This is a genomic window from Phenylobacterium sp. (assembly GCF_036502675.1).
In the GTDB taxonomy this organism is placed as follows: Bacteria; Pseudomonadota; Alphaproteobacteria; order Caulobacterales; family Caulobacteraceae; genus Phenylobacterium.
Genome location: NZ_DASXYF010000052.1, coordinates 31782 through 53297 on the forward strand (window position 1 = coordinate 31782; position 21516 = coordinate 53297).

Consider the following 21516-nt stretch of genomic DNA (forward strand, 5'->3'; position numbering starts at 1 on the left):
CGCTCCACCACGTCAACCCCAGAGGTCCGGCCCCGGCGGCTGCAGCCGCGAGCCGTGGACCGCCAGCCCCGGCTTGCGGTCCCGCACCAGCAGCAACGCCCCGTCCAGGTCCACGAACTCCGCGCCCTGCGCCAGCAGCATCGCCGGTGCTATGGACAGCGAGGTCGCCACCATGCAGCCGGCCATCACCGCCAGCCCACGCGACCGCGCCGCCGCCGCCAGCGCCAGCGCCTCGGTCAGCCCGCCGGCCTTGTCCAGCTTGACGTTGATGCAGCCATAGCGCCGCGCGCAGGCGTCCAGCTCGGCCATGCTGTGCAGGCTCTCGTCGGCGCAGAGCGTCACCGGGCAGTCGTAACCCTCCAGCACCGCGTCTTCCGCCGCCGGCAGCGGCTGTTCGATCAGCTCCACCCCCAGGTCCTTCAGGGCGGGCGCCAGCGCCTTCAGCCCGCTCAGGCTCAGGGCCTCGTTGGCGTCCACCACCAGCCGCGCCCCGGGGACCGCCGCCCGCACCGCCGCAACCCGCTCCACGTCGCGGGTCCCGTCGATCTTCAGCTTCAGCAGCGAGCGCCGGCTGTTCGCCGCGGCCCGGCCCATGGCCTCCGGCGTATCGAGGCTGAGCGTGTAGAGCGTCATCACCGGCTCCAGGCCGGAAAGCCCCGCCGCCCGCCAGGCCGGCGTTCCCGACCGCTTGGCCTCCAGGTCCCACAGGGCGCAGTCCAGCGCATTGCGCGCCGCGCCCGCCGGCAGAAGGCCTTGCAGCGCTTCGCGAGAGGCCCCCGCCTCCAGCGCCGCCCGCGCCCCGTCGATCTCCACCAGCACGCCGGCGGTGGTTTCGCCGTAGCGGGCGTAAGGCGTGGACTCTCCGCGCCCCAGGGCCCCGTCCTCGGAGATCGCGACGACCACAACCTCGGCCTCCGTCTTGGCGCCGCGGGCGATGCGGAAGCCGCCGGCGATGGGCCAGCGTTCCGTGCGGACGGTGAGATCTCTGCGCGCCAAGCCCTGCGGCCTTCCGCTGATGAGCTCTTAAGACAGGTCGCCCGCCGCCGCCTCCAGCACCAGATAGGTGCGGCCGGCGTCGGTGTTCAGCATCTCCGCCACCTCGAAGCCGCCGTGGTCCCGTTGCGCCGCCTCCTCGAGCAGGCTCCGGTAGCGGGTGAGGAAGGTCAGCGTCTGGCGCTTCAGCTTCTCGTCGGTGAACAGGCGCCGCGAAACCCGCCGGTTGGCTGCCGGCGCCAGCATCCGCACCACCTCCCGCGCGCCCTCGGTGTCGCGCATCTGCACGACGGCGGCGATCTCGTCGATCTTCGCCCGCGGCAACAGCGCCACCGGGTCGATGCCCATCTCGGTGACTTGGCGGACCAGGGTCTGCTCCAGCTTGACCGGGTCGCCGCCCTCCGCCTCGTCGATGGACGACAGCAGGTCCTTCCAGGTCCAGCCGTCGCCGTCCGGCGCGTCCTCCGGCAGCTTGCCGCCGCTGGCCTCGAAGATGCTGGAGAACTCCTCGTCGGTGGCGGTGGGCGTCAGCCGCAGCCGTGGCCGTTGGTCCGGCTTCTCAGCCGGCGCAGGCTCAGGCGCGAGCGCCTCGACCCGCGGCGGCGGTGCAGGCTCCGGCGGCGGCCGCGGCGGGGCTTCCCAGGTGGGCGCGGGCGCCGGGGCGGGCTGCACGCCGCCCGCCGCCGCCACCGAGCCCATCACGCGCACGGCCTCGCTCAGCATCTCGTAATTGCGCCGCACCCGGCCCTGGAAGGCGTCGTCGATGGCCTGGGTCTCGGACGCGGCGCGGCGGGCCTGCTGCATCAACTCGTCCATGCTGCCGGCCACGGCGGCCCGCACCTGCTCCGCCTGCCCGCGCGCGGTGGCCGGGAGGGACGCCGTGCGCGCCTCCACGTCGCCCAGCATGCGCTGCAGCTCCTCCAGCGCCGAGCGCGCCGCCGCCGCGCCGTCCTCCAGCTTCTGGGCCGTGGTGGCGCCGGCCTGGTCGATCATCTGGGCCGATTGCTCGATCAGCCGGCGGGCCTCGTCCAGCCTGGCCTCGAACGCCTGGTTCGCCTTCTGGCCGGCGGTGAACGCCACTTCCGAAAGCTGGTCCACGTGGTGGCGCGCCGCTTCCGCGTGGGCCGCCGCCGCCGCCCGCGTCTCCTCCGCCGCGCGGGTCAGGCTGTCGATCGCCGCCCGGGTCTGGTTTTCCAGCCGCGCCCGCTCCAGGGCGGCGGCGTCGGACACCTGGCCCAGGGCGTTGGACGCCGACTGGCCGAACTGGTCGCGCTCGGCGGTGGACGCCTGCGCCAGCTCGCGGAACTGCTCGGCCGCATCGGCCACCATCGCCCGCAGGGTTTCGCCGCCCTTCAGCGCCCGGTCGCCCATCTCCACGGCGGACAGCCGCGCCTGGCTGATGAATTCGCCGAGCTGCGCCGCATGGGTCTCAGCTTCGGCGGCGAAGCCCTCATGGTCGGCCCGCAAGGCCTCGGACAGGCTCATCAACGCCGTGCGGTGCGCCCCCAGGCCGCCCTCCACGGTGCGAATCTGGTCGGCCACGCTGAGCCCCGCGGTCTCCAGTCGCACCACATGCCGGTTCAGGTCCTCACCCGCGGTGCGCGCCGCGTCGCTGGCCTCGGCCGCCGCCGCCGTCAGGTCTGCGGCCCGCGCCGCCAGCGCCGCCTCGGCCTCACGAAGCTGGGTCTGCGCCAGATCGGAGGCCTCGGCCACCATCCGCGCCTGCTGGCTGATCACGTCGGAGACCCGCACCGCCTGCTTGTCCAGGCTATGGGCCAGCACGCCCATCTCCGTGCGCTCCAGGCCCAGCGTCGTGGCCAGGCTCTGGGCCGACCGCACCGAGGTCGCCGCCGCGTCCTGCAGCCGCTCGGTCTCCAGGGCCAAGGCCTCGCGCAGCGCCAGCAGAGTGTCGCGCGCCTCCTCGGCCGCCTCGCCCGCCCGGACGATCTCCTCGCGGATCCCCATCACCACGTCGCCGGTGCGCGCCGCCGCCGCCAGCGCCGGCGAGGTCAGTTCGTCGGCCAGCTGCCTGGCCCGCCGCGTCTCCGCGCCCAGGCGCTGGCCCTGCCGGAGCACGTAGGCGGCGATCCAGACGAAGGCCGCGGGCCCGATCGCCAGCAGCGCGAACACCGCCAGTGCGAAGATGTCGTCATGGAACGGGACCACGTCGCCGCGATAGCCCACCGCAAAGGCGATCGGCCCGCATACCCACAGCACCGAGACCACCAAGGCGGAGAAATAGATCGGCCAGGCCGGCGGAAGCTCGTCGGCCTCCACCGGCGGCGCGTAGGTCGGCTCCGGTCGGCGCGCGGGAGAGCGGTGCGGCCGACGGGTCATTTCGGAGGACGCCGGCGGCGGGGCCATCGCCGGTTCGGGCTGGGGTTGAAGCTCCGGCGCGGCGGCGAACTTCGGCGGCGGCGCGAAGGTCTCGGCGATTCGCTCCGTGGTCGGTTCAGGGCCCGGTCCTCCCCCCGTCGGCTGAATCGGGACCTGATCCGCGAGGCTGCCGAACACCGCCGGCCGTTGCCGCTTCCTTATCTTCATACGCGGTCCTTGCAGCGGTCTTCCCGATCGCAAGTCCCAGACGCCCGCCCGGTCATCGGCGTCACCTCGATCATATGTCTGACTGCGCAATGGAATAACCGCGATGACCCAGGACGCAATCGATCATCCGGTCAATTCAGTGTGCTGAAGCTGATTGTCGGCGGCAAGACGGACGACGTCGCCGTCTACGCTCTCACGAACCGGGCGCGGCCGCCGGGGCGGTCAGAGACCTTGGTGACCTTCTTGGGCGCCGTGCGGGCCACCGTGCGCTCCACCGGAACCGGGTGCTCGATCTGCATCGGCTCCAGCGTCACGCCGAAGTGCGAATAGGCGGCTGCGGAGGAATGCACGACCACGGCGGCCACCAGCTCGGTGAAGGTCGTCATCGGATCTCTCCCGACTCCGAAGTGCATTTGCGCCAGTCTTCTATATGTCAAGCGCCGCCGTGCCGCGACGCCGGCGATCGTGAAATTTTGGTCATGTACCGCGCCGGGCCGGACTTGGTTCAGGCGGCGTCCTTGAACGCCGCCCCCTCGTGCCGCAGCAGCCAGCGCTTGCGCGCGAGCCCGCCGCCGTAGCCCGTCAGGTCGCCGGCCGCGCCGATCACCCGGTGGCAGGGCAGCATCACCGAGATTGGGTTGCGGCCGTTCGCCAGCCCCACGGCCCGCATGGCGGCGGGCCTGCCGATCCGCGCCGCCAGGCCCGCGTAGCTCACCGTCCCGCCGGCCGGGATGGTGCGCAGCGCCGCCCAGACCGCACGCTGGAACGCCGTGCCCCCGGTCGCCCAGGGCAAGGTCTCGAGGGCCTGGAGATCGCCTGCGAAATAGGCCTCGAACGCCCGGCGCACATGGGCCGGGACACCGCCGGCCGCCGACGGCAGCTCGCCATAGTGCGCCGCGAGCTGGCGGCGCAGCATCGGCTCGTACTCCACCCAGTTGAAAGCGCGCAGCACGCCGGCCTGGTCGGTGACGATCAGCGCATCGCCCACCGCGGTCGGGATCGTTTCGAGCGCCAGGCGTTCAGGCGGCTTGGGAGACATCGGCTCGGTCCTTTTTGGATGCAGGCTCGGAGGCCCACAGGTGTTGCGCCGCATAGGCCCGCCACGGGCGCCAGCGCTCGGCGCGCAGCAGCAGCTCCGCCGGCGTTGGGCGCTGGCCGTCGGCGCCGGCCAGCGCCCGCATCAGCCCCACGTCCGCATGCGGGAAGGCGTCGGGCTCGCGCAGTTCGCGCAGCGCGATGTATTGTGCGGTCCATTCGCCGATCCCCGGCAGGGCGCGCAGGTGCGCGATCGCCTCCTCGAGGCTGCGCCGCACCCCGAACAAGGCGGGGTCCGCGACAGCGGCCGTCGCCAGGGTCGACAGCGCCGTCCCCCGCGCCCGGGGCATGCCCAGGGCCGCGATGTCCTCACCCGCCAGCCGCTCCGGCCCCGGGAACATATGGGTCAAGCCGAGCGCTGCGGCGGCCGGCTCGTCCGACCGCTCGCCGAACGCCGCGGCCAGCTTGCCCGCCAGGTTGCGCGCCGCGCTCACCGTGATCTGCTGGCCCAGCACCGCGCGCACCGCCAGTTCGAAACCGTCCCAGGCGCCAGGCGCCCGCAGGCCGGGCCTGGCCGCCACCCGCCCGGCCAGCGCCGGATCCTTCGACAGGTGCGCCCCGATCACCTCCGGGTCGACCGCCAGGTCGAACACCCCGCGCACCCGCGCGATCACGCCTGGCAGGGCGTGCAGGTTGGTGAAGTGCGCCGTCACCCGCAGGAAGTCGCCCTCCCCCGGCCGCACCACCACCACGCCCCGCTCGCCGTCGATGCGGAGGGTGCGGGCGTAACGCTCCGCGCCTACCGTCTCGACGCCCGGGATCGCCCGCGCCGTGAGGAAGGCGACCATGGCCGCCCAGTCGTAGGGCGGCCGGTAAGGCAGCTTCAGCGTCACCCCGCCGGTCTCGGCGGCGCTCGCCAGTCCGCCCTGGCGGCGCAGCTCCGCGGGCGGGCGGCCGAACAGCTGCTGGAAGGTCTCGTTGAACCGCCGTACGCTGCCGAAGCCGGAGGCCATCGCCACCTCGGCCATCGGCAGCAGCGTCTCGTGGATCAGTTGCTTGGCCAGCAGCACCCGGCGGGTCTGGGCCACCGCCACCGGCGAGGCGCCCAGGTGCTGGCGGAACAGCCGCCGAAGCTGCCGCTCTCCCACGCCCAGCCGGGCCGCCAGCCCATCCACGTCGCCCCCATCCAGGGCGCCGGCCTCGATCATCGCCAGCGCGCGCGAGACGGTGTTGGAGGTGCCGCGCCAGGCCCCGAGGTCCGGCGAGGATTCCGGCCGGCACCGCAGGCAGGGCCGGAACCCCGCCTCCTGCGCCGCCGCCGCCGACAGGTGGAACTCCACGTTCCCGCGCTTGGGCGTCCGCGCCGGGCAGATGGGCCGGCAATAGATCCCCGTCGTCTTCACGCCCACGAAGACCTTCCCGTCGAACCGGGCGTCCCGGGTCTGGAAGGCGCGGTAGAAGGCGTCTGCGTTCATGTCCATGCGCTGGAAGATGGGCCCGGCGCCTCGCCCTGTCTCGCGGTTTTCGGACATCGTTGGCCCGGCCGATCGCGAAATCCGGTGGAATTGTTCGCACCGCCCGCGTCGTCGCGGACGCAGCCCCGCCGCGCGCTTGCGTCGGCGGCGGGGGTCGACTAAGTGACGCCCAGGGCCCCTCCGCGCGCCGCATAGCGACGGGCGGATTTTTTCTAGTTGTCGGAAGGCCCTGTATGGACGTCCGCGTCACCCCAGCTCCCGCACCCATGTCCAGGACCAGCGCCCTGTCAGCGCCCGATCTTACCCACCTGCAAAGGCTGGAGGCCGAGAGCATCCAGATCTTTCGCGAGGTCGTCGCCGAGTGCGAACGGCCGGTGATGCTCTATTCCATCGGCAAGGACTCGGCGGTGATGCTGCACCTCGCCGCCAAGGCCTTCTATCCGTCGCGCCTGCCCTTCCCGCTGCTGCACGTCGACACGACCTGGAAGTTCCGGGACATGTACGAGATGCGCGACCGCATGGCCCAGGAGCAGGGCTTCGAGCTCCTGGTGCACAAGAACCCGGAGGCGGTGGCCCGCAACATCAACCCGTTCGACCACGGCTCGGCCCTGCACACCGACATCTGGAAGACCGAGGGGCTGAAGCAGGCGCTGGACCAGTACGGCTTCGACGCGGCCTTCGGCGGCGGCCGCCGCGACGAGGAGAAAAGCCGCGCCAAGGAGCGCATCCTGTCGTTCCGCTCCGCCCAGCACCGCTGGGACCCCAAGAACCAGCGGCCGGAGCTCTGGCAGCTCTACAACACCCGCAAGGGCCAGGGGGAGAACTTCCGCGCCTTTCCGATCTCCAATTGGACCGAGCTCGACATCTGGCAGTACATCCACCTGCAGAACATCCCCATCGTCCCGCTCTACTTCTCGCAGGTGCGGCCGGTGGTGGAGCGCGACGGCGCCCTGATCATGGTCGACGACGAGCGCATGCCGCTGGAGCCGGGGGAAACGCCGATGATGAAGTCGGTGCGCTTCCGCACCCTGGGCTGCTACCCGCTGACCGGGGCGGTGGAGTCCACCGCCGCCACTCTGCCCGAGATCATCCAGGAGATGCTGCTCACCACCACCTCGGAGCGGCAGGGCCGCAAGATCGACCACGACCAGGCCGCCTCGATGGAGAAGAAGAAACAGGAAGGCTACTTCTGATGGCCCATGTCAGCGACATGATCGCAGAGGACATCGAGGGCTACCTCCAGGCCCACGAGCACAAGAGCCTGCTGCGCTTCCTCACCTGCGGCTCGGTGGACGACGGCAAGTCGACCCTGATCGGCCGCCTGCTCTACGATTCCAAGATGATCTTCGAGGATCAGCTCGCGGCGCTGGAGGCGGATTCCAGGAAGCTCGGCACCCAGGGCGATGAGATCGACTTCGCCCTGCTGGTCGACGGCCTCGCCGCCGAGCGCGAGCAGGGCATCACCATCGACGTCGCCTACCGGTTCTTCTCCACCGACAAGCGCAAGTTCATCGTCGCCGACACCCCCGGCCACGAGCAGTACACCCGCAACATGGTCACCGGAGCGTCCACCGCCGACGCCGCCGTGATCCTGATCGACGCGCGCAAGGGCGTGCTCACCCAGACGCGGCGCCACAGCTACCTCGTAAACCTGCTGGGCATCCGCCACGTGGTGCTGGCGATCAACAAGATGGACCTGGTGGGCTGGTCGCAGCAGACCTTCGAGCAGATCCTCGCCGACTACGGCGCCTTCGCCGAACGCATCGGCCTGGGCGATTTCACCGCCATCCCGGTCTCGGCCCTGCGCGGCGACAACATCACCGAGCCCAGCGCCGCGGCCCCCTGGTACAAGGGCCCCGCCCTCCTGCCGCTGCTGGAGATCCTGCCGGTCGAGGATGCGTTGCGCGACAAGCCGTTCCGCATGCCGGTGCAGTGGGTGAACCGCCCCAACCTCGACTTTCGCGGCTTCTCCGGCTTCATCTCCTCGGGCATGCTGCGCCCCGGCGACCGGTTGAAGGTGCTCCCTTCGGGGCGCGAGAGCGCGGTCGCCCGCATCGTCACCCAGGACGGCGACCTGGAGCTGGCGGTGGCCGGCCAGTCCGTCACCGTCACCCTCGCCGACGAAGTGGACGTCAGCCGCGGCGACGTGCTGGCCGCGGCAAGCTCGCCGGCTCCCGTCGCCGACCAGTTCGAGGCCACCATCGTCTGGATGGACGACGAGGCCCTGCTGCCGGGCCGGCCCTACCTCCTGAAGCTCGGCGCCCGCACCGTGAGCGCCAGTGTCTCCGAGCCCAAGTACAAGATCAACGTGAACACCCTGGAGCGGCTGGCCGCCAAGCGGCTGGAGCTCAACGAGATCGGCGTCTGCAACCTCTCCCTCGACGCGGCGATCGCCTTCGACGCCTACGTCGAGAACCACGACCTGGGCGGCTTCATCCTCATCGACCGCATCTCCAACCGCACGGTCGGGGCCGGCATGCTGCACTTCGCCCTGCGCCGCAGCCAGAACATCCATTGGCAGGCGCTGTCCGTGAACAGGGACGCCCGCGCCCAGCAGAAGGGCCAGCAGGGCCGCGTCGTGTGGCTCACCGGCCTCTCCGGCTCGGGCAAGTCCACCATCGCCAACCTGGTGGAGAAGCGGCTGCACGCCAACGGCCGCCACACCTACGTCCTGGACGGCGACAACGTCCGCCACGGCCTCAACCGCGACCTCGGCTTCACCGACGCCGACCGGGTCGAGAACATCCGCAGGGTCGCCGAGGTGGCCAAGCTGATGGTCGACGCCGGCCTGATCGTGCTGGTCTCCTTCATCTCCCCCTTCCGCGCCGAACGGCGGATGGCCCGCGAACTGCTGGGCGAGGGGGAATTCATGGAGGTGTTCGTGGACACGCCGCTCAGCGTCGCAGAATCCCGCGACGTGAAGGGCCTCTACAAGAAGGCCCGGGCGGGGGAGCTGAAGAACTTCACCGGCATCGATTCCCCCTACGAGGCGCCGGAGCGCCCCGAGATGCACATCGACACCACCCGGATGACGCCAGAGCAGGCCGCCGAGGCGATCGCCGACCTGCTCGACGGCGGCTTCGACCCGGTGATCTGACGCCCTCGCCCCGGACGACGAGGCGCCTCGTCGGCGTGAGCCGCCCAGGTCCATGGCCAGCGCCTTGCCGCATCTGCGCCGCAGGGTAAGGTCGCCGCGCCACGGGGGCAAAGGCGGATCTTTCAGCCCGATGTTCTGGACGCGACGCAACTGGATGACCCTGGCCGCCGCCGCCGGGTTCGTGGCCGTGGCGGCGGGCGCCTTCGCGGCCCACGGCGTCCGGGACCCCAAGGCCCAGGAGTGGCTGCGCACCGGGGCGACGTACGGCTTCGTGCACGCCATGGCGACCCTGGCCTGCGCCATCTTCATGCAGGTAGGCGCGCGGCGGGCGCGGTTCGCCCCAGCCTTCTTCCTGTCCGGCGTGGCGCTGTTCTCCGGCTCGCTCTACGCCCTGGCGCTGGGCGCGCCGCGCTGGCTGGGGGCGGTGACGCCGGCCGGCGGGGCCCTGTTCCTGATCGGCTGGGCGGTGCTGGCCTGGGCGGCGCGCGGCGTCGATCCCGGTCAGGCCTGAGCCCGGACGGGCGGCGCCAGCGCACGCAGCACGACGGCCGATCCCGCGCCGGCGGCGAATATGATCAAGGCCATGGGGCGGGGCGTACCGTCCTCCAGGACGCCGGCGAGCGTCGCGCCCAGCGCGCCCATGATGAACGAGGCCGCCCCCAGCAGCGAGGAGATCGCCCCGCTTCGCATCGGGTCGGCGTTCAGCGCGCCGGCCATGGCGTTGCCCTGCATGAAGCCGAAGCTGCCCAGCAGCGCGAACAGGAGCGGCAGGAAGGTCCACGGCCCGCCGAAGCCGGTCATGGCGGCCAGCGCCAGCAGCGCGCCCAGCACCGTGGCCGCCGCGGTGGCCCGGAGCAGCACCTGGTCGGCGCTCATCCGCCGCAGGAGACGCCGGTTCAACTGGCTCGCGCCGATCAGCGCCGAGGCGTTGAGCCCGAACACCCAGCCGAAATGGGCGGGTGAGATCCCGTACTGGCCGATGATCAGGCCGGGGGCGGCGGATATGTAGGTGAACAGGATCAATCCGTTCAGGGCCGAGCAGAGGGCGTAGCCCAGCACCCGACGGTGCCGCAGCAGCACCAGGTAGGCCTGCAGCGGGTTCTCGGCGCTGGCCCGGGCCAGCGTCTCGGCCGATCGCGATTCCGGCAGGCGGAGCAGGGCCACCATGCCCATCACCACGCCGAACGCCGTCAGGACCCAGAAGCAGGACCGCCACCCCCACAGCGTGATCAGATAGCCGCCCAGCATCGGCGCCAGGATCGGGGCGACGCCCATGATCAGCATCATCAGCGACAGCATCCGGGCGGTCTCGGCCGGGCCGAACCGGTCGCGCACGATCGCCCGCGCCACCACCGCGCCCGCGCAGCCGCCCAGGGCCTGGACGAAGCGGGCGGCGATCAGCACGCGGATGTCGGTGGCCATGGCGCACAGCACGGAGGCCGCCACGAAGATCACCACGCCGGCGATCACCGGCGGACGGCGCCCCAGCCTGTCCGACGCCGGCCCATAGAACAGCTGACCCACCGCCATGCCGAAGATGAAGGCCGCCACCGTGGTCTGGGTCTGGCCGGCGGGGGCGTGCAGCGCCCGGCCGATCATCGGCAGGCTGGGCAGGTAGAGGTCGAGCGACAGGGGCGCAAAGCCGGAGAGCGCCCCCAGCATGACCACCGTGCCCCAGGGCGTCTTCGGTCTGTCTATTGCGGCGGCGGTCATCGGGTCCTTCTAACGAGGTTTGCGCTCAGGTGAAGCCGCCCTGGCCTGTCCGCCGCTTCTGGCGCTAGACTGGCCGCAATGGAACGCAACACGCCCGCACCCGCCGTCTCCTCCTCCCTGAACCGGCGGGGGCTTTTCGCGGAAAACGACCCGTTCAATTACGGGTGGCTGCCCACGGGCGGTCCGCACGAGATCTTCTACGAGGAGTGCGGCAAGCGGGACGGCAAGCCCTGCGTCATCCTGCACGGCGGCCCGGGCGGAGCGATCAACCCGACGATGCGGCGGTTCTTCGACCCCCGGCGCTGGCGCATGGCGTTGTTCGACCAGCGCGGCTGCGGCCGGTCGCGGCCGAACGCCAGCCTCGAGGACAACACCACCTGGTCGCTGATCGAGGACATCGAGCGGCTCAGGGTCCACCTGGGCGTCGAGAAATGGACGGTGTTCGGCGGCTCCTGGGGCTCGACCCTGGCGCTGGCCTACGCCATCACCCACCCCGAGCGGGTGGAGGGGCTGATCCTGCGCGGCGTGTTCCTGCTGACCCAGCGCGAGCTGCGCTGGTTCTACCAGGAGGGGGCTTCCATGCTGTTCCCCGACGCCTGGGCCAAGTTCTGCGCGCCGATCCCCCGCGAGGAGCGCGACGACATGGTGGCCGCCTACCACCGTCGGCTGACCGACCCGGACCGCCGGGTGCAGGCCCAGGCCGCCGCCGCCTGGAGCCAGTGGGAGGGGGACACCATCTCGATCCGCGGGCCCGAGGCGCGACCGTCCAAGTTCAACGAGATCGACTTCGCCATCGCCTTCGCCCGGATCGAGTGCCACTTCTTCGCCAACCAGGGCTTCTTCCCGGAGGACGGCTGGCTGCTCAGGAACATCAGCGCGATCCGCAAGACGCCGGGCTGGATCGTGCAGGGCCGGTTCGACGTGGTGACGCCGATGGACGCCGCCTGGAGCCTGAAGACCGCCTGGCCGGAGGCGCGGTTCAACGTCGTCTGGGACGCGGGCCACGCTTCGACGGAACCCGGCATCGTCGACGCCCTGGTGCGGGCGACGGATCAGGCGCTGGCGGTCTGACGAGGCCGCCGGGCCCGGCTAGCCTTTCGGTGGTAAACACTTTTTTCGGGTGGCGAACAACACCTCTGCGTTTGTTGAAATGGGCGTGGAATCAAGATCTTGAGTGATCTCCGAGGTGTTACTGGGGGTGTTGACCGGTCAACGGCTTGCAAGGCTCCGGCGCGCGCGAATAGCGCCTACGGGACGTGCGGGTCGGCGCCAGACAGCCTAGCCTAAGCGGCGCGGATCGGCAAGAACATATAGGGAACATCACGAACTGGACATGAGGATCGGGCTCTCCCTTCCCCTCCAGGGCGAAGGGAGCTAGGCCCTACAGCAGCGCGCCCTTGCCGCTGGTGACTTCGGTGTAGCGGTTGACGCGGACGCATTGGACGAGGCCGAAGCCGATCATCACCGTGACCATGACCGTCCCGCCGTAGGAGAGCAGCGGCATGGGCACGCCCACGACCGGAGCGAGGCCCATGGTCATGGCGCCGTTGATCAGCACGTAGAGGGTGAAGGTGATGGTGGCCCCCGCCGCGGAGAGCCGCCCGAAGTGGCTGTGGGCGATGTAGGCGGTGCGCAGGGCCATGAAGATCACCGCCGCGTAGAGCAGCAGCAACGAGATGCAGCCCACGAAGCCGAACTCCTCGGCGAGGGCGGCGAAGATGAAGTCGGTCTGCTTCTCCGGCAGGAAGTTGAGCTGGCTCTGCGAGCCCAGGCCGTAGCCCTTGCCCAGCAGCCCCCCCGAGCCCAGGGCGATCTTCGACTGGAGTGCGTGGTAGCCGGACCCGGAGGGATCGCTCTCGGGATTGAGGAAGTTCAGCACCCGCTTGCGCTGGTAATCGTGCAGCACGAACAGCACCAACGGCGGGACCGCTACCGCGAACGCCGCCACGGCCGCAGCGATGACCCGCCAGGAGAGGCCGGCCAGCACCACGATGGCCCCGCCGGTGAGGGCCAGGAGGATCGCCGTCCCGAGGTCGGGCTGGTGCATGACCAGCACCACCGGCGCGCCGATCAGCGCCGCAGGGACCAGCAGCCACCAGGACAGCCGCGCATGCTTGCCCGACTGGCCGTGGTAGAAGCGGGCCAGGGCGAGCACGAGGCCGATCTTCATGATTTCGGACGGCTGCAGCCGCACGACGCCGAGGTTCAGCCAGCGCTGGGCGCCCATCGACACCTCGCCCACGGCCGCCACCGCCACCAGCAGCAGCAGGCCTACGCCGTAGATCGGGTAGGAGAGCGCGAACCAGACCCGAAGGTCGATCATCGCCAGCACGATCATCAGCAGGAAGCAGAGGCCGAAGCGCGCCAGGTGCGGGGCGGCCCAGGGCATCCAGGACGAGCCGGCGATGGAGAACAGCATCAGGGCCCCAGCCCCGGCGATCAGGCAGAGGACCAGGCAGAAGAACCAGTCCACCTCCCCCAGCTTGACGATCAGCCGGTCGCGTTCGCCGGGCCGGGTCAGGGCCGAGACCGTCATGTGGTCGCTCCTGTGGCGGGAGGCGGGATGGAGGTGGGCGCGATCGGGGTCGGCGCCTGCGGGACGCCGCCCTCGTCCGGCGTGTCCGGCGAAATGGCCGGCATGGGCAGCGGCTGCTCGACGCGGGCGCGGATCTGCGGGTCCTTCAGGAGGGCCACGCGCATGATCTCGCGCGCCCGGGGGGCGGCGGCGGAGGCGCCGAAGCCCCCGTGCTCCACCAGGACGGAGCAGGCGTAGCGTGGATCGTCGTAGGGCGCGAAGGCCACGAACCAGGCGTGGTCGCGCAGCTTCCACTCGCCGACGGCCCCGTGGGCGCCCCGCCCCCCGCCATAGGAGTAGGCCTGCGCCGTGCCGGTCTTTCCCGCCATCTTGATCGGCCCGAGGCCAAGGTCGGCGACACGCGCCGCGGTGCCCGTGCTGGTGACCTCCGCCATGGCGGCGCGCACGAAATCGATGTGCGCCGGATCGACCGCCAGGTCCTCGAACGAGTTCCCCGGCGGAAGCTCCACGCCGCCGATGGAGCGGACAAGCCGCGGGTGCAGCGCCTTCTTGCCGTTCGCCAGGCGCGAGACCATGACGCAGAGCTGCAGGGGGTTCAGGTGGGTGTAGCCCTGGCCGATGCCCATGCTGGGCGTCTCACCGGGATGCCAGACCGGGTCGTTCTTGAAGGTCCGCCGCTTGTAGGCGGTGTCCGGCACCAGGCCGGCCTTCTGGCCGGGGATGCCGATGTCGAAGATCTGGCCAAGGCCGAACTTGCGCGCCGTGGCCGCGATCTTGTCGGGGCCCAGGCCCAGCGCCGTGTGGTAGAAGAAAATGTCGCAAGACGTTGAAATCGCGCTGTGCATGTTCTGCGCGCCATGGTGCTGGTCGCAGTGCCAGACCCGGCCGCCCCACGGCCAGGCGCCGTTGCAGACGTAGGTGGTGTTGGGGTCGACGCCGTTCTCCAGGGCGGTGAGCGCCACCATGGTCTTGAAGGTCGAGCCCGGCGGGTAGGTGGCGGTCAGCGCCTTGTTGAACAACGGCTTGCGCTCGTAGGTGGCGAGCGCCCGGTACTCGGCGCCGGTCAGGCCGCGGACGAACCGGTTGGCGTCGAAGCTGGGCCCGGAGAACATGCAGAGGATGTCGCCGGTGCGGCAGTCCATCATCACCGCGGCGCCGCTCTCCTCGCCGAACACCTCCATGGCGCGGTTCTGGATGTCGACGTCGAGGGTGAGCTGGATCACCTTTCCCGGCACGGCGTGGATGTCGCCCTCCGGGTCCTGACGCACCTCGTGGCCGTTGGCGTCCACCTCCACCTTCTGGGCGCCCGGCTTGCCGCGCAGGTCGAGATCGAACGCCTTCTCGACCCCCTGCTTGCCGATACGGAAGCCCGGATTGAGCATGATCGGCTCGGAGTTGGGACCGGTCTCGGTGAGGTCGTCCTTGTTGACCTTGGCCACGTAGCCGATCACGTGGGCGAAGGCCCCGCCGTGCGGATAGACCCGCACCTCCCCCATGTCGGCGGTGACGCCGGCCAGCTCGGGCGCGCGGACGTTGATGGCGGAGAACTGGTCCCAGGTCATGTCCTCCATGACCGCGACGGGCACGCGCCGGGGCGTGCGGGCGAACTCGCGCAGCAGCCGGGCCTGGCGCTGGTCGTCCAGCGGCACGAAGTTGGCCAGGGTCTTGAGGGTGCCGGGGGTGTCGAGGCCCTTGTCGCGCACCACCAGCAGCCGGAAGTTCGGCCGGTTGGACGCCAGCACCGCGCCGTTACGGTCGATGATCAGGCCGCGCGGCGGGGGCACCAGCTTGAAGTTGAACTGGTTGGAGGCGGAGAGCTTCTCGTAGCGCTGCGCCTCGACGAGCTGCAGCTGCGCCAGCCGCCCGCCCAGCGCCAGCAGGCTGGCGCCGGCGAAGCCGCCCATCAGGAAGGCGCGGCGGTGGAACACCCCCTGCTTCTCGTTGACCTCGGCGAAGAAGATGGATGGCTGAGCCATGAGACCGGCGCCCCTACCGGAACCGAACGTCGGCGTCTTCGAACCGTTCGATCAGCCGATGCGCCAGGGGATATAAAATGATTGTGGCGAGGAATTGCCAAAGCAGGGTCGGGAGCGACGGCGTCGACCGGGTCGCCAGCAGCGCCACGAAGGCGGCCGTCGCCATGGCGATGGCGGTGACCGTGGCGAACCAGGCCCACATCATCGGCGTGCCCTGCCCGATCATCATGCTGCGCGCCCCCAGCACCACGCCGTAGGCGACGAGCAACGACAGCGCCCAGAAGCCCATCGGGCAACCCCAGAAGATGTCGAGGAACAGGCCCGTCGCCAGCACGGCGAAGGGGGCCAGGATCGAAGGGCGGATCATCGCCCAGGCGAACACCGGCCAGACGGCCCAGATCGGCTCGGGAAGCTGCAGGCCGAAAACCCGCAGCGGAATGGCCAGCAACACCGTCAGGGCCAGGCATTGCAGCATCGGGACGCCGATCCAGCGCCAGGGGGCGAGCGTCGCCGCGCCGGTGCTCATAGGGGCGGTTCTTCCGGGGCGGCGGGCGGCGGGGACGGCGAGGCCGCGGACGGCTCCTCAGGCTTCGCCGCCGCAGGCTTCGGCGCATGCGGCTTCGGCTGCAGCGGTTTCGGCCCTGGCGGCTTCGCCGCCGCAGGCCTGGGCGCGACGACCGAGACGGGCGGCTTGGCGGCGGAGGGCTTGGGCGTGGCGACGGCCGGCGCTGCAGGCTTGGCGGCCAGCGGCTTGGGCGCGGCGGGGGCTGCAGGCGTCGTCGCGCCGGCGGGGGCGGCGCCGGGCTGGCCGACGACGCCGATGGTGGCCGCGCCGCCGGTGGGCGGCGGCGGCACGGGCATCCGGTCCAGCTCCTTCTGGTTGGCGAGCTGGGCGAAGTCCTGGAAGGCCAGGATGCGCACGAAGTCCACCGGAGCCGTGTCCGAGGCCAGCACCACGCGCCAGCGGCCGTCGAGCCCCCTGGCGGCCGTGCCCACCGGCAGGCCGCGCGGCAATACGCCGCCGTCGCCGGAGGTGACGATGCGGTCGCCCGCACGCACCGGGTCCTGGCCGCGCAGGTAGTCGAGCTTGGGATTGGGACCGCCGTCGCCCGTCAGGATCGCCCGGGCGTTGGTGCGGTCGATCATCACCGGAGTGCGCGAGGCGATGTCGGTGAGCAACAGGACCCGGCTCGCGCCGGTGGTCACGCCGATGATGCGGCCCACCAGGCCGTTCTCGCTCATCACCGGATAGCCGGGCCTGACCCCCTTCTCCTCGCCCACATTGGCCAGGCGGGTGTTGGCGAAGGGACCGCGCACGTCGCTGACGATCCGGGCGGAGATCATCGGGATCGGCGGGTCGGTCTTCATGCCCAGCAGGGTGCGGTAGCGGTCGTTGACGTCGCGCAGGGCCAGCGCGGCGTCCTTCCACTGTCCGGCGTCCTTCAGCTCGGCCTTCAGGCGGCGGTTCTCGGAGACGGCGAAGAAGTAGCCCTTGACGGCCTCGATCCCCGCGCCGGTCCAGCGGGTCGGACCGGCCAGCACGCCGCCCACGGGAACGGCCACCGCGTCGCCCACCTTGCGCGAGGCGCCGTAGGCTTCGGCCTGGAAGGAGCCGCGGCGGTCGGTGGCCAGGAAGGCGATGGCCACGATGGCGGCCACGATCAGCGCCACCGCCGCCGTCCAGGTGAGCGGGACCTTCAGTTCACCGAGCGGATTGTCCCGAAAGGCCACCTAGCATCGCTCCAACCGGCTCCGAAGGCGGCCTCGCCGCCCGCAAAACCGAGCGATTCGTACGGTACTACGCCAGGGTGCTCTCAAGCACGCCCTTCATCCATTTCGGATGCTCGAGCACTTTGCCGCAGCCGAGGGCGACGCAGGACAACGGGTCGTCGGCCACGGTCACCGGCAGGCCGGTGTGGTCGCGGATCTCGGCGTCGAGGCCGCGCAGCAGCGCGCCGCCGCCGGTCAGCATGATGCCCTTGTCGGCGATGTCCGAGGCGAGCTCCGGCGGGGTGGCCTCCAGCGCCATCTTCACCGCGTCGACGATCTGGCCGACCGGCTCGGCCAGCGCGTCGGAGGCCTGCTTCTCGCTGATGCGCACTTCGCGCGGAACGCCCTGCATCAGGTCGCGGCCCTTGACCTCGATGGACAGGCCCTCGCCGTCGGCCGGCGCCCGGGCGGTGCCGATCTCCTTCTTGATCCGCTCGGCGGTGGTCTCGCCGATCAGCAGGTTATGGTTGCGGCGCATGTAGGAAATGATCGCCTCGTCCATCTTGTCGCCGCCGACGCGGACCGAGCGCGAATAGACGATGCCGGAGAGCGAGAGCACCGCCACCTCGGTGGTGCCGCCGCCGATGTCCACCACCATCGAGCCGGTGGGCTCGTGGATCGGCAGGCCCGCGCCGATCGCCGCGGCCATCGGCTCGTCGATCAGGCCCACGCGGCGGCCGCCGGCGTTGAGGCAGGAATCGTTGATCGCCCGGCGCTCGACGGCGGTGGCGCCCGACGGCACGCAGACGATGACCTTGGGGTTCACGAAGCCCTTGCGGTTGTGAACCTTGCGGATGAAGTACTTGATCATCTCTTCGGCGACTTCGAAGTCGGCGATCACCCCGTCGCGCATGGGGCGGATGGCTTCCATGTGGCCGGGCGTGCGGCCCAGCATCTGCTTGGCCTCGATGCCCACCGCATGCACCACCTTGCGGCCGCCGACGTTGCGCAGGGCGACCACGGAGGGCTCGTTCAGGACGATGCCCTTGCCCTTCATGTAAATGAGGGTGTTGGCCGTTCCGAGATCGATGGCGATGTCGTTCGAGATGGCGCCGAAGAGGGACGAGATCATGCAGGGCCCTGGTCAATGAGGGGCATTTCTTGGGGCACGAACGCCGAATCGCTTCCCCCCGGAGCGCCCCAGCCTTCGTTTACGGAACTCTCGTCCTGTGCCCTGCCATTCAGTTCATTTCAAGGCTAAAGGACGCTATGCGGCGTCCCCGCGCACCCAGGCGGCTCGCCGCCGGTGTCGCCAGGACTCCGGGAGCGTTTGTACCAGCGGATGGTTAACGATTTCCCGTGCTCCGGCGCATCAGCCGAGCGCCGTGGCCGCCACGCCTGCCGCGGCCAGCAGGGCGCCCAGCGCCTGAGCGAGGGTCAGCCGCTCCCTGAACAGGCGGGCGCCGGCGAGGGCCGCGAAGGGGATCTCGATGACGCCCACGGCGCGCACCATGGCCGCCGGCGCCTGGGCGAGCGCGGCGAACCAGCAGGCCGAGGCCGCCGAGCCGAAGAAGCCCGCGCCCAGCGACTGGCGCCAGGAAGCCGCCACGGCCGCGAGCGCGCGCGGCCGCGTGGCGGCCAGCGCCAGGAGGAGCGTCAGGGACTGCAGGGCCTGGGCGACGCAGACGCCGGCGGTTCCCGCGTAGATCGGATGAGCCGGCTCCAGCGCCAGGCCGGACTGGCGGTAGGCGTTCAGCGCGATGGCGAAGGCCCCGCCGGAGAGCGCGCCCAGCAGGCCGCCGGCGAAGGCGCCCGTCGCCGCGGCGCTGCGCGGCCAGGAGAGGACGGCGACGCCCAAGGTGGCGGCGGCGACGCCGGCCCAGGCGGCGGGGCTCAACCGGTCGCCGAACAGGAGGAGGCCGAAGACGGCGGCCAGCGGCAGCGACGACTGCTGCATGGCGGTAGCGACGGCGAAGCCCGCCCGCCGCATGGCCACCAGCAGGGCGGCGGCGGCCCCCACCTGGGCCAGGGCGCCCACCGAGGCCCACAGCCAGAACCTGGCCTGGAAGTCAGGATGCGCGCCGGGGGTGAGCAGCGCCACGACGGCGAAGATCGCCAGGGAGAACGGCAGGCCGAACAGGAAGCGCACCAGGGTGGCGCCCCAGGGGCCGGCGTCGTCCACCAGCCCGCGCTGCAGGGCGTTGCGCGCCACCTGCAACGGGCCGGCGGCGGCCGTCAGGAAGATCCAGAGCATCGGTCGCTCGCTTCAGGATAAGGGCGCAGGCCGGCGGAGCCGGACCCCGCGGGGGCCCGGGCCGTCGCATGCGGCGTTCTGGCGGTGCAGCTAGAAGCCGCTGGCGACCTTGGCCTCCGGGGCGCTCTTCTCCTTGCGGGCGAAGAGGTTGTTCAAGGCGTTGACGTAGGCCTTGGCCGAAGCCGTGAGCGTGTCGGTGTCGGCGGCCTGGCCGGTGGCGATGCGGCCCTCCTCCTCCAGCCGCACCGAGACCTGCGCCTGGGCGTCGGTGCCCTCGGTCACCGCGTGCACCTGGAAGAGGCGCAGGGTCGCGGTGTGCGGCACGGCCTCGTGGATCGCGTTGAACACCGCGTCCACCGGCCCGTCGCCGGTGGCCGCCGTCGAACGCTCGACCCCGTCGACGGTGACGGTCAGCTCGGCCTGCTGCGGGCCCTCGGTGCCGGCGATCACCCGCAGGCTCTTCACCTGGATGCGGTCGGAGCCGGAGGCCAGCGCATCGTCCACCAGCGCGACCAGGTCGTCGTCGAAGACGTGCTTCTTCTTGTCGGCCAGATCCTTGAAGCGCTGGAAAGCCTCGTTGAGCGCGTTCTGGCCCAGGTCGTAGCCCAGGGCCTTCAGCTTCTCGCGGAAGGCGTGGCGGCCGGAGTGCTTGCCCATCACCAGGTTGGTGGCGCCCTGCCCCACGTCCTCGGGCCGCATGATCTCGTAGGTCTCGGCGTTCTTCAGCATCCCGTCCTGGTGGATGCCGCTCTCGTGGGCGAAGGCGTTCTTGCCGACGATGGCCTTGTTGAACTGCACCGGGAAACCGGTGATCGCCGAGACGTAGCGGCTGGCGCGGGTGATCTGCTGCGGATCGACCCCGGTGTGGAACGGCAGGCGGTCGCCGCGCACCTTCAAGGCCATGACGATCTCCTCGAGCGCGGCGTTGCCGGCCCGTTCGCCGATGCCGTTGATCGCCACCTCCACCTGCCGTGCGCCGGCCTGGACGCCCGACAGGCTGTTGGCCACGGCCAGGCCCAGGTCGTTGTGGCAATGGGTGGAGAAGACCACCCGGTCGGCGCCGGGCACGTTGTCGATCAGGTCGCGGAAGATGTCCGCATACTCCGACGGATAGGTGTAGCCCACCGTGTCGGGGATGTTGATCGTGGTCGCGCCGGCGCGGATCGCGGCCTCGACGCAGCGGCGCAGGAAGTCGCGCTCGGTGCGGGTGGCGTCCTCGGCGGACCACTCCACGTCGCCGCACAGGTTGCGGGCGTGGGTGACGGACTTGAAGACCAGGTCCAGCACGGTCTCCGGCTCCATCTGCAGCTTCCACTTCATGTGCACCGGACTGGTGGAGATGAAGGTGTGGATGCGCCCTCGCCTGGCCGGCCGGATCGCCTCGGCGCAGCGGTCGATGTCGCCGGCCCCGGCGCGGGCCAGGCCGCAGACGGTGCTTTCGGTGACGATCTCGGAGATCCGGCGCACGGCCTCGAAGTCGCCGTTGGAGGCGATGGGGAAACCGGCCTCGATCACGTCGACGCGCATCTCCTCCAGGGTCTTGGCGAGCTCCAGCTTCTCCTCCAGCGACATGGAGGCGCCGGGCGACTGCTCGCCGTCGCGCATGGTGGTGTCGAAGATGACGACGCGATCCTTGGCGGCGTCGATGGTGGGGGCGGTCATATCAAGGTCCTTCGCGGTGCTGCTTTGGGGAGGAACGAGCAATCCCCTGAGCGTCGGCCGCGAGGCGCGCGGCTAGACGGACGCCCAGGGGCTCCTAAGCCCCAGCGAAATAAGAAGCAGGCTGTCGCGAATGCGGCGCATGGCCGGACTATCTATTGGTGTTCGGCGCTTTGGGCAACCTCAGGCGCGACCTCCGCTTCCCGAACTCGCATCCAGCGCCGCGCCCAGAGGCCGGCGCCGATCCAGATCAGGAGCGCCAGCCCGAACAGGCCGAGGTTGGCCCAGAGCTGACCGGAGCGGGCGTGGAGCACCGAATGGCCGGCCATCACGGTCAGCAGGATCTTGGGGACGATGCCGATCGCGGCTCCGAGCGCGAAGGCCGAGAAACGCATGGGCGTCATGCCGGCGGCCATGTTGACCACCACGAAGGGAGCGGAGGGGACCAGGCGGACGATCAGGCTGGCGAGGAAGCCGTTCTGGCCGATCATGGCCATGAAGGTCTTCAGCTTCTGGCCGCCGAC

The 21516-nt window shown here is 70.9% G+C and carries 18 protein-coding genes; 4 read left to right on the forward strand and 14 right to left on the reverse strand.

The window, feature by feature from the left end:
* Positions 1 to 12: 12 nt before the first annotated feature.
* The 5 genes from dgcA to VGL30_RS06020 all read right to left on the reverse strand — a co-directional run bounded on the left by dgcA (position 13) and on the right by VGL30_RS06020 (position 6047).
* Positions 13 to 996, reverse strand: coding sequence for an N-acetyl-D-Glu racemase DgcA (gene dgcA / locus VGL30_RS06000; RefSeq protein WP_331537816.1), 984 nt, complete (start codon positions 994 to 996; stop codon positions 13 to 15).
* Between the two features lie 27 nt (positions 997 to 1023).
* The gene (locus tag VGL30_RS06005) at positions 1024 to 3330 is read right to left on the reverse strand and encodes a polar localization protein TipN (protein WP_331537818.1); all 2307 of its coding nucleotides are present in this window, start codon (positions 3328 to 3330) and stop codon (positions 1024 to 1026) included.
* Between the two features lie 392 nt (positions 3331 to 3722).
* On the reverse strand, positions 3723 to 3923 hold the full coding sequence (locus VGL30_RS06010) for a hypothetical protein (protein WP_331537820.1): 201 nt from the start codon (positions 3921 to 3923) through the stop codon (positions 3723 to 3725).
* Positions 3924 to 4042: 119 nt separating this feature from the next.
* On the reverse strand, positions 4043 to 4576 hold the full coding sequence (locus VGL30_RS06015; protein WP_331537822.1) for a methylated-DNA--[protein]-cysteine S-methyltransferase: 534 nt from the start codon (positions 4574 to 4576) through the stop codon (positions 4043 to 4045).
* Positions 4557 to 6047 (reverse strand): AlkA N-terminal domain-containing protein, encoded by a 1491-nt coding sequence (locus VGL30_RS06020; protein WP_331537824.1) that lies wholly within the window; start codon positions 6045 to 6047, stop codon positions 4557 to 4559. Before VGL30_RS06020 ends, VGL30_RS06015 begins: the two co-directional genes overlap by 20 nt.
* Positions 6048 to 6313: 266 nt before the next feature.
* Here VGL30_RS06020 and cysD point away from each other — a divergent pair, with 266 nt between their 5' ends.
* From cysD to VGL30_RS06035, 3 genes are all read left to right on the forward strand, one after another.
* Positions 6314 to 7240 carry a sulfate adenylyltransferase subunit CysD gene (gene cysD / locus VGL30_RS06025; RefSeq protein WP_331537826.1) on the forward strand — a complete coding sequence of 309 codons (927 nt, stop codon included), beginning with the start codon at positions 6314 to 6316 and terminating at the stop codon, positions 7238 to 7240.
* The gene (cysN, locus tag VGL30_RS06030) at positions 7240 to 9144 is read left to right on the forward strand and encodes a sulfate adenylyltransferase subunit CysN (protein WP_331537827.1); all 1905 of its coding nucleotides are present in this window, start codon (positions 7240 to 7242) and stop codon (positions 9142 to 9144) included. Before cysD ends, cysN begins: the two co-directional genes overlap by 1 nt.
* A gap of 130 nt (positions 9145 to 9274) precedes the next feature.
* On the forward strand, positions 9275 to 9655 hold the full coding sequence (locus tag VGL30_RS06035; protein ID WP_331537830.1) for a DUF423 domain-containing protein: 381 nt from the start codon (positions 9275 to 9277) through the stop codon (positions 9653 to 9655).
* Here VGL30_RS06035 and VGL30_RS06040 read toward each other — a convergent pair.
* Positions 9646 to 10857 carry a multidrug effflux MFS transporter gene (locus VGL30_RS06040; RefSeq protein WP_331537832.1) on the reverse strand — a complete coding sequence of 404 codons (1212 nt, stop codon included), beginning with the start codon at positions 10855 to 10857 and terminating at the stop codon, positions 9646 to 9648. The genes VGL30_RS06035 and VGL30_RS06040 overlap by 10 nt on opposite strands.
* Positions 10858 to 10935: 78 nt before the next feature.
* Here VGL30_RS06040 and pip point away from each other — a divergent pair, with 78 nt between their 5' ends.
* Positions 10936 to 11928, forward strand: coding sequence for a prolyl aminopeptidase (gene pip, locus VGL30_RS06045; RefSeq protein ID WP_331537834.1), 993 nt, complete (start codon positions 10936 to 10938; stop codon positions 11926 to 11928).
* A 310-nt stretch (positions 11929 to 12238) separates the two neighbouring features.
* On the opposite strand, the gene rodA is transcribed toward pip, so the two are convergent.
* The 8 genes from rodA to VGL30_RS06085 form a co-directional block, all read right to left on the reverse strand.
* Positions 12239 to 13393 (reverse strand): rod shape-determining protein RodA, encoded by a 1155-nt coding sequence (rodA, locus tag VGL30_RS06050; protein ID WP_331537836.1) that lies wholly within the window; start codon positions 13391 to 13393, stop codon positions 12239 to 12241.
* The gene (gene mrdA / locus VGL30_RS06055) at positions 13390 to 15369 is read right to left on the reverse strand and encodes a penicillin-binding protein 2 (protein WP_331537838.1); all 1980 of its coding nucleotides are present in this window, start codon (positions 15367 to 15369) and stop codon (positions 13390 to 13392) included. The genes rodA and mrdA overlap by 4 nt, the downstream gene beginning before the upstream one ends.
* Before the next feature lie 13 nt (positions 15370 to 15382).
* Positions 15383 to 15895, reverse strand: coding sequence for a hypothetical protein (locus tag VGL30_RS06060; RefSeq protein WP_331537840.1), 513 nt, complete (start codon positions 15893 to 15895; stop codon positions 15383 to 15385).
* A complete protein-coding gene (mreC, locus tag VGL30_RS06065; RefSeq protein ID WP_331537842.1) occupies positions 15892 to 17100 on the reverse strand; it encodes a rod shape-determining protein MreC in 1209 nt (402 codons plus the stop codon). Before mreC ends, VGL30_RS06060 begins: the two co-directional genes overlap by 4 nt.
* A gap of 67 nt (positions 17101 to 17167) precedes the next feature.
* Positions 17168 to 18211: a rod shape-determining protein gene (locus VGL30_RS06070; protein WP_331537844.1), complete on the reverse strand. Its 1044-nt coding sequence runs from the start codon at positions 18209 to 18211 to the stop codon at positions 17168 to 17170.
* Between the two features lie 240 nt (positions 18212 to 18451).
* A complete protein-coding gene (locus tag VGL30_RS06075) occupies positions 18452 to 19333 on the reverse strand; it encodes an EamA family transporter (RefSeq protein WP_331537846.1) in 882 nt (293 codons plus the stop codon).
* Between the two features lie 90 nt (positions 19334 to 19423).
* Entirely contained in the window at positions 19424 to 20995 is a 1572-nt protein-coding gene (locus tag VGL30_RS06080) for a 2-isopropylmalate synthase (protein ID WP_331537848.1), read from the reverse strand.
* A gap of 152 nt (positions 20996 to 21147) precedes the next feature.
* The coding region (locus VGL30_RS06085) for a TVP38/TMEM64 family protein (protein WP_331537850.1) at positions 21148 to 21516 on the reverse strand (369 nt) is incomplete at its 5' end.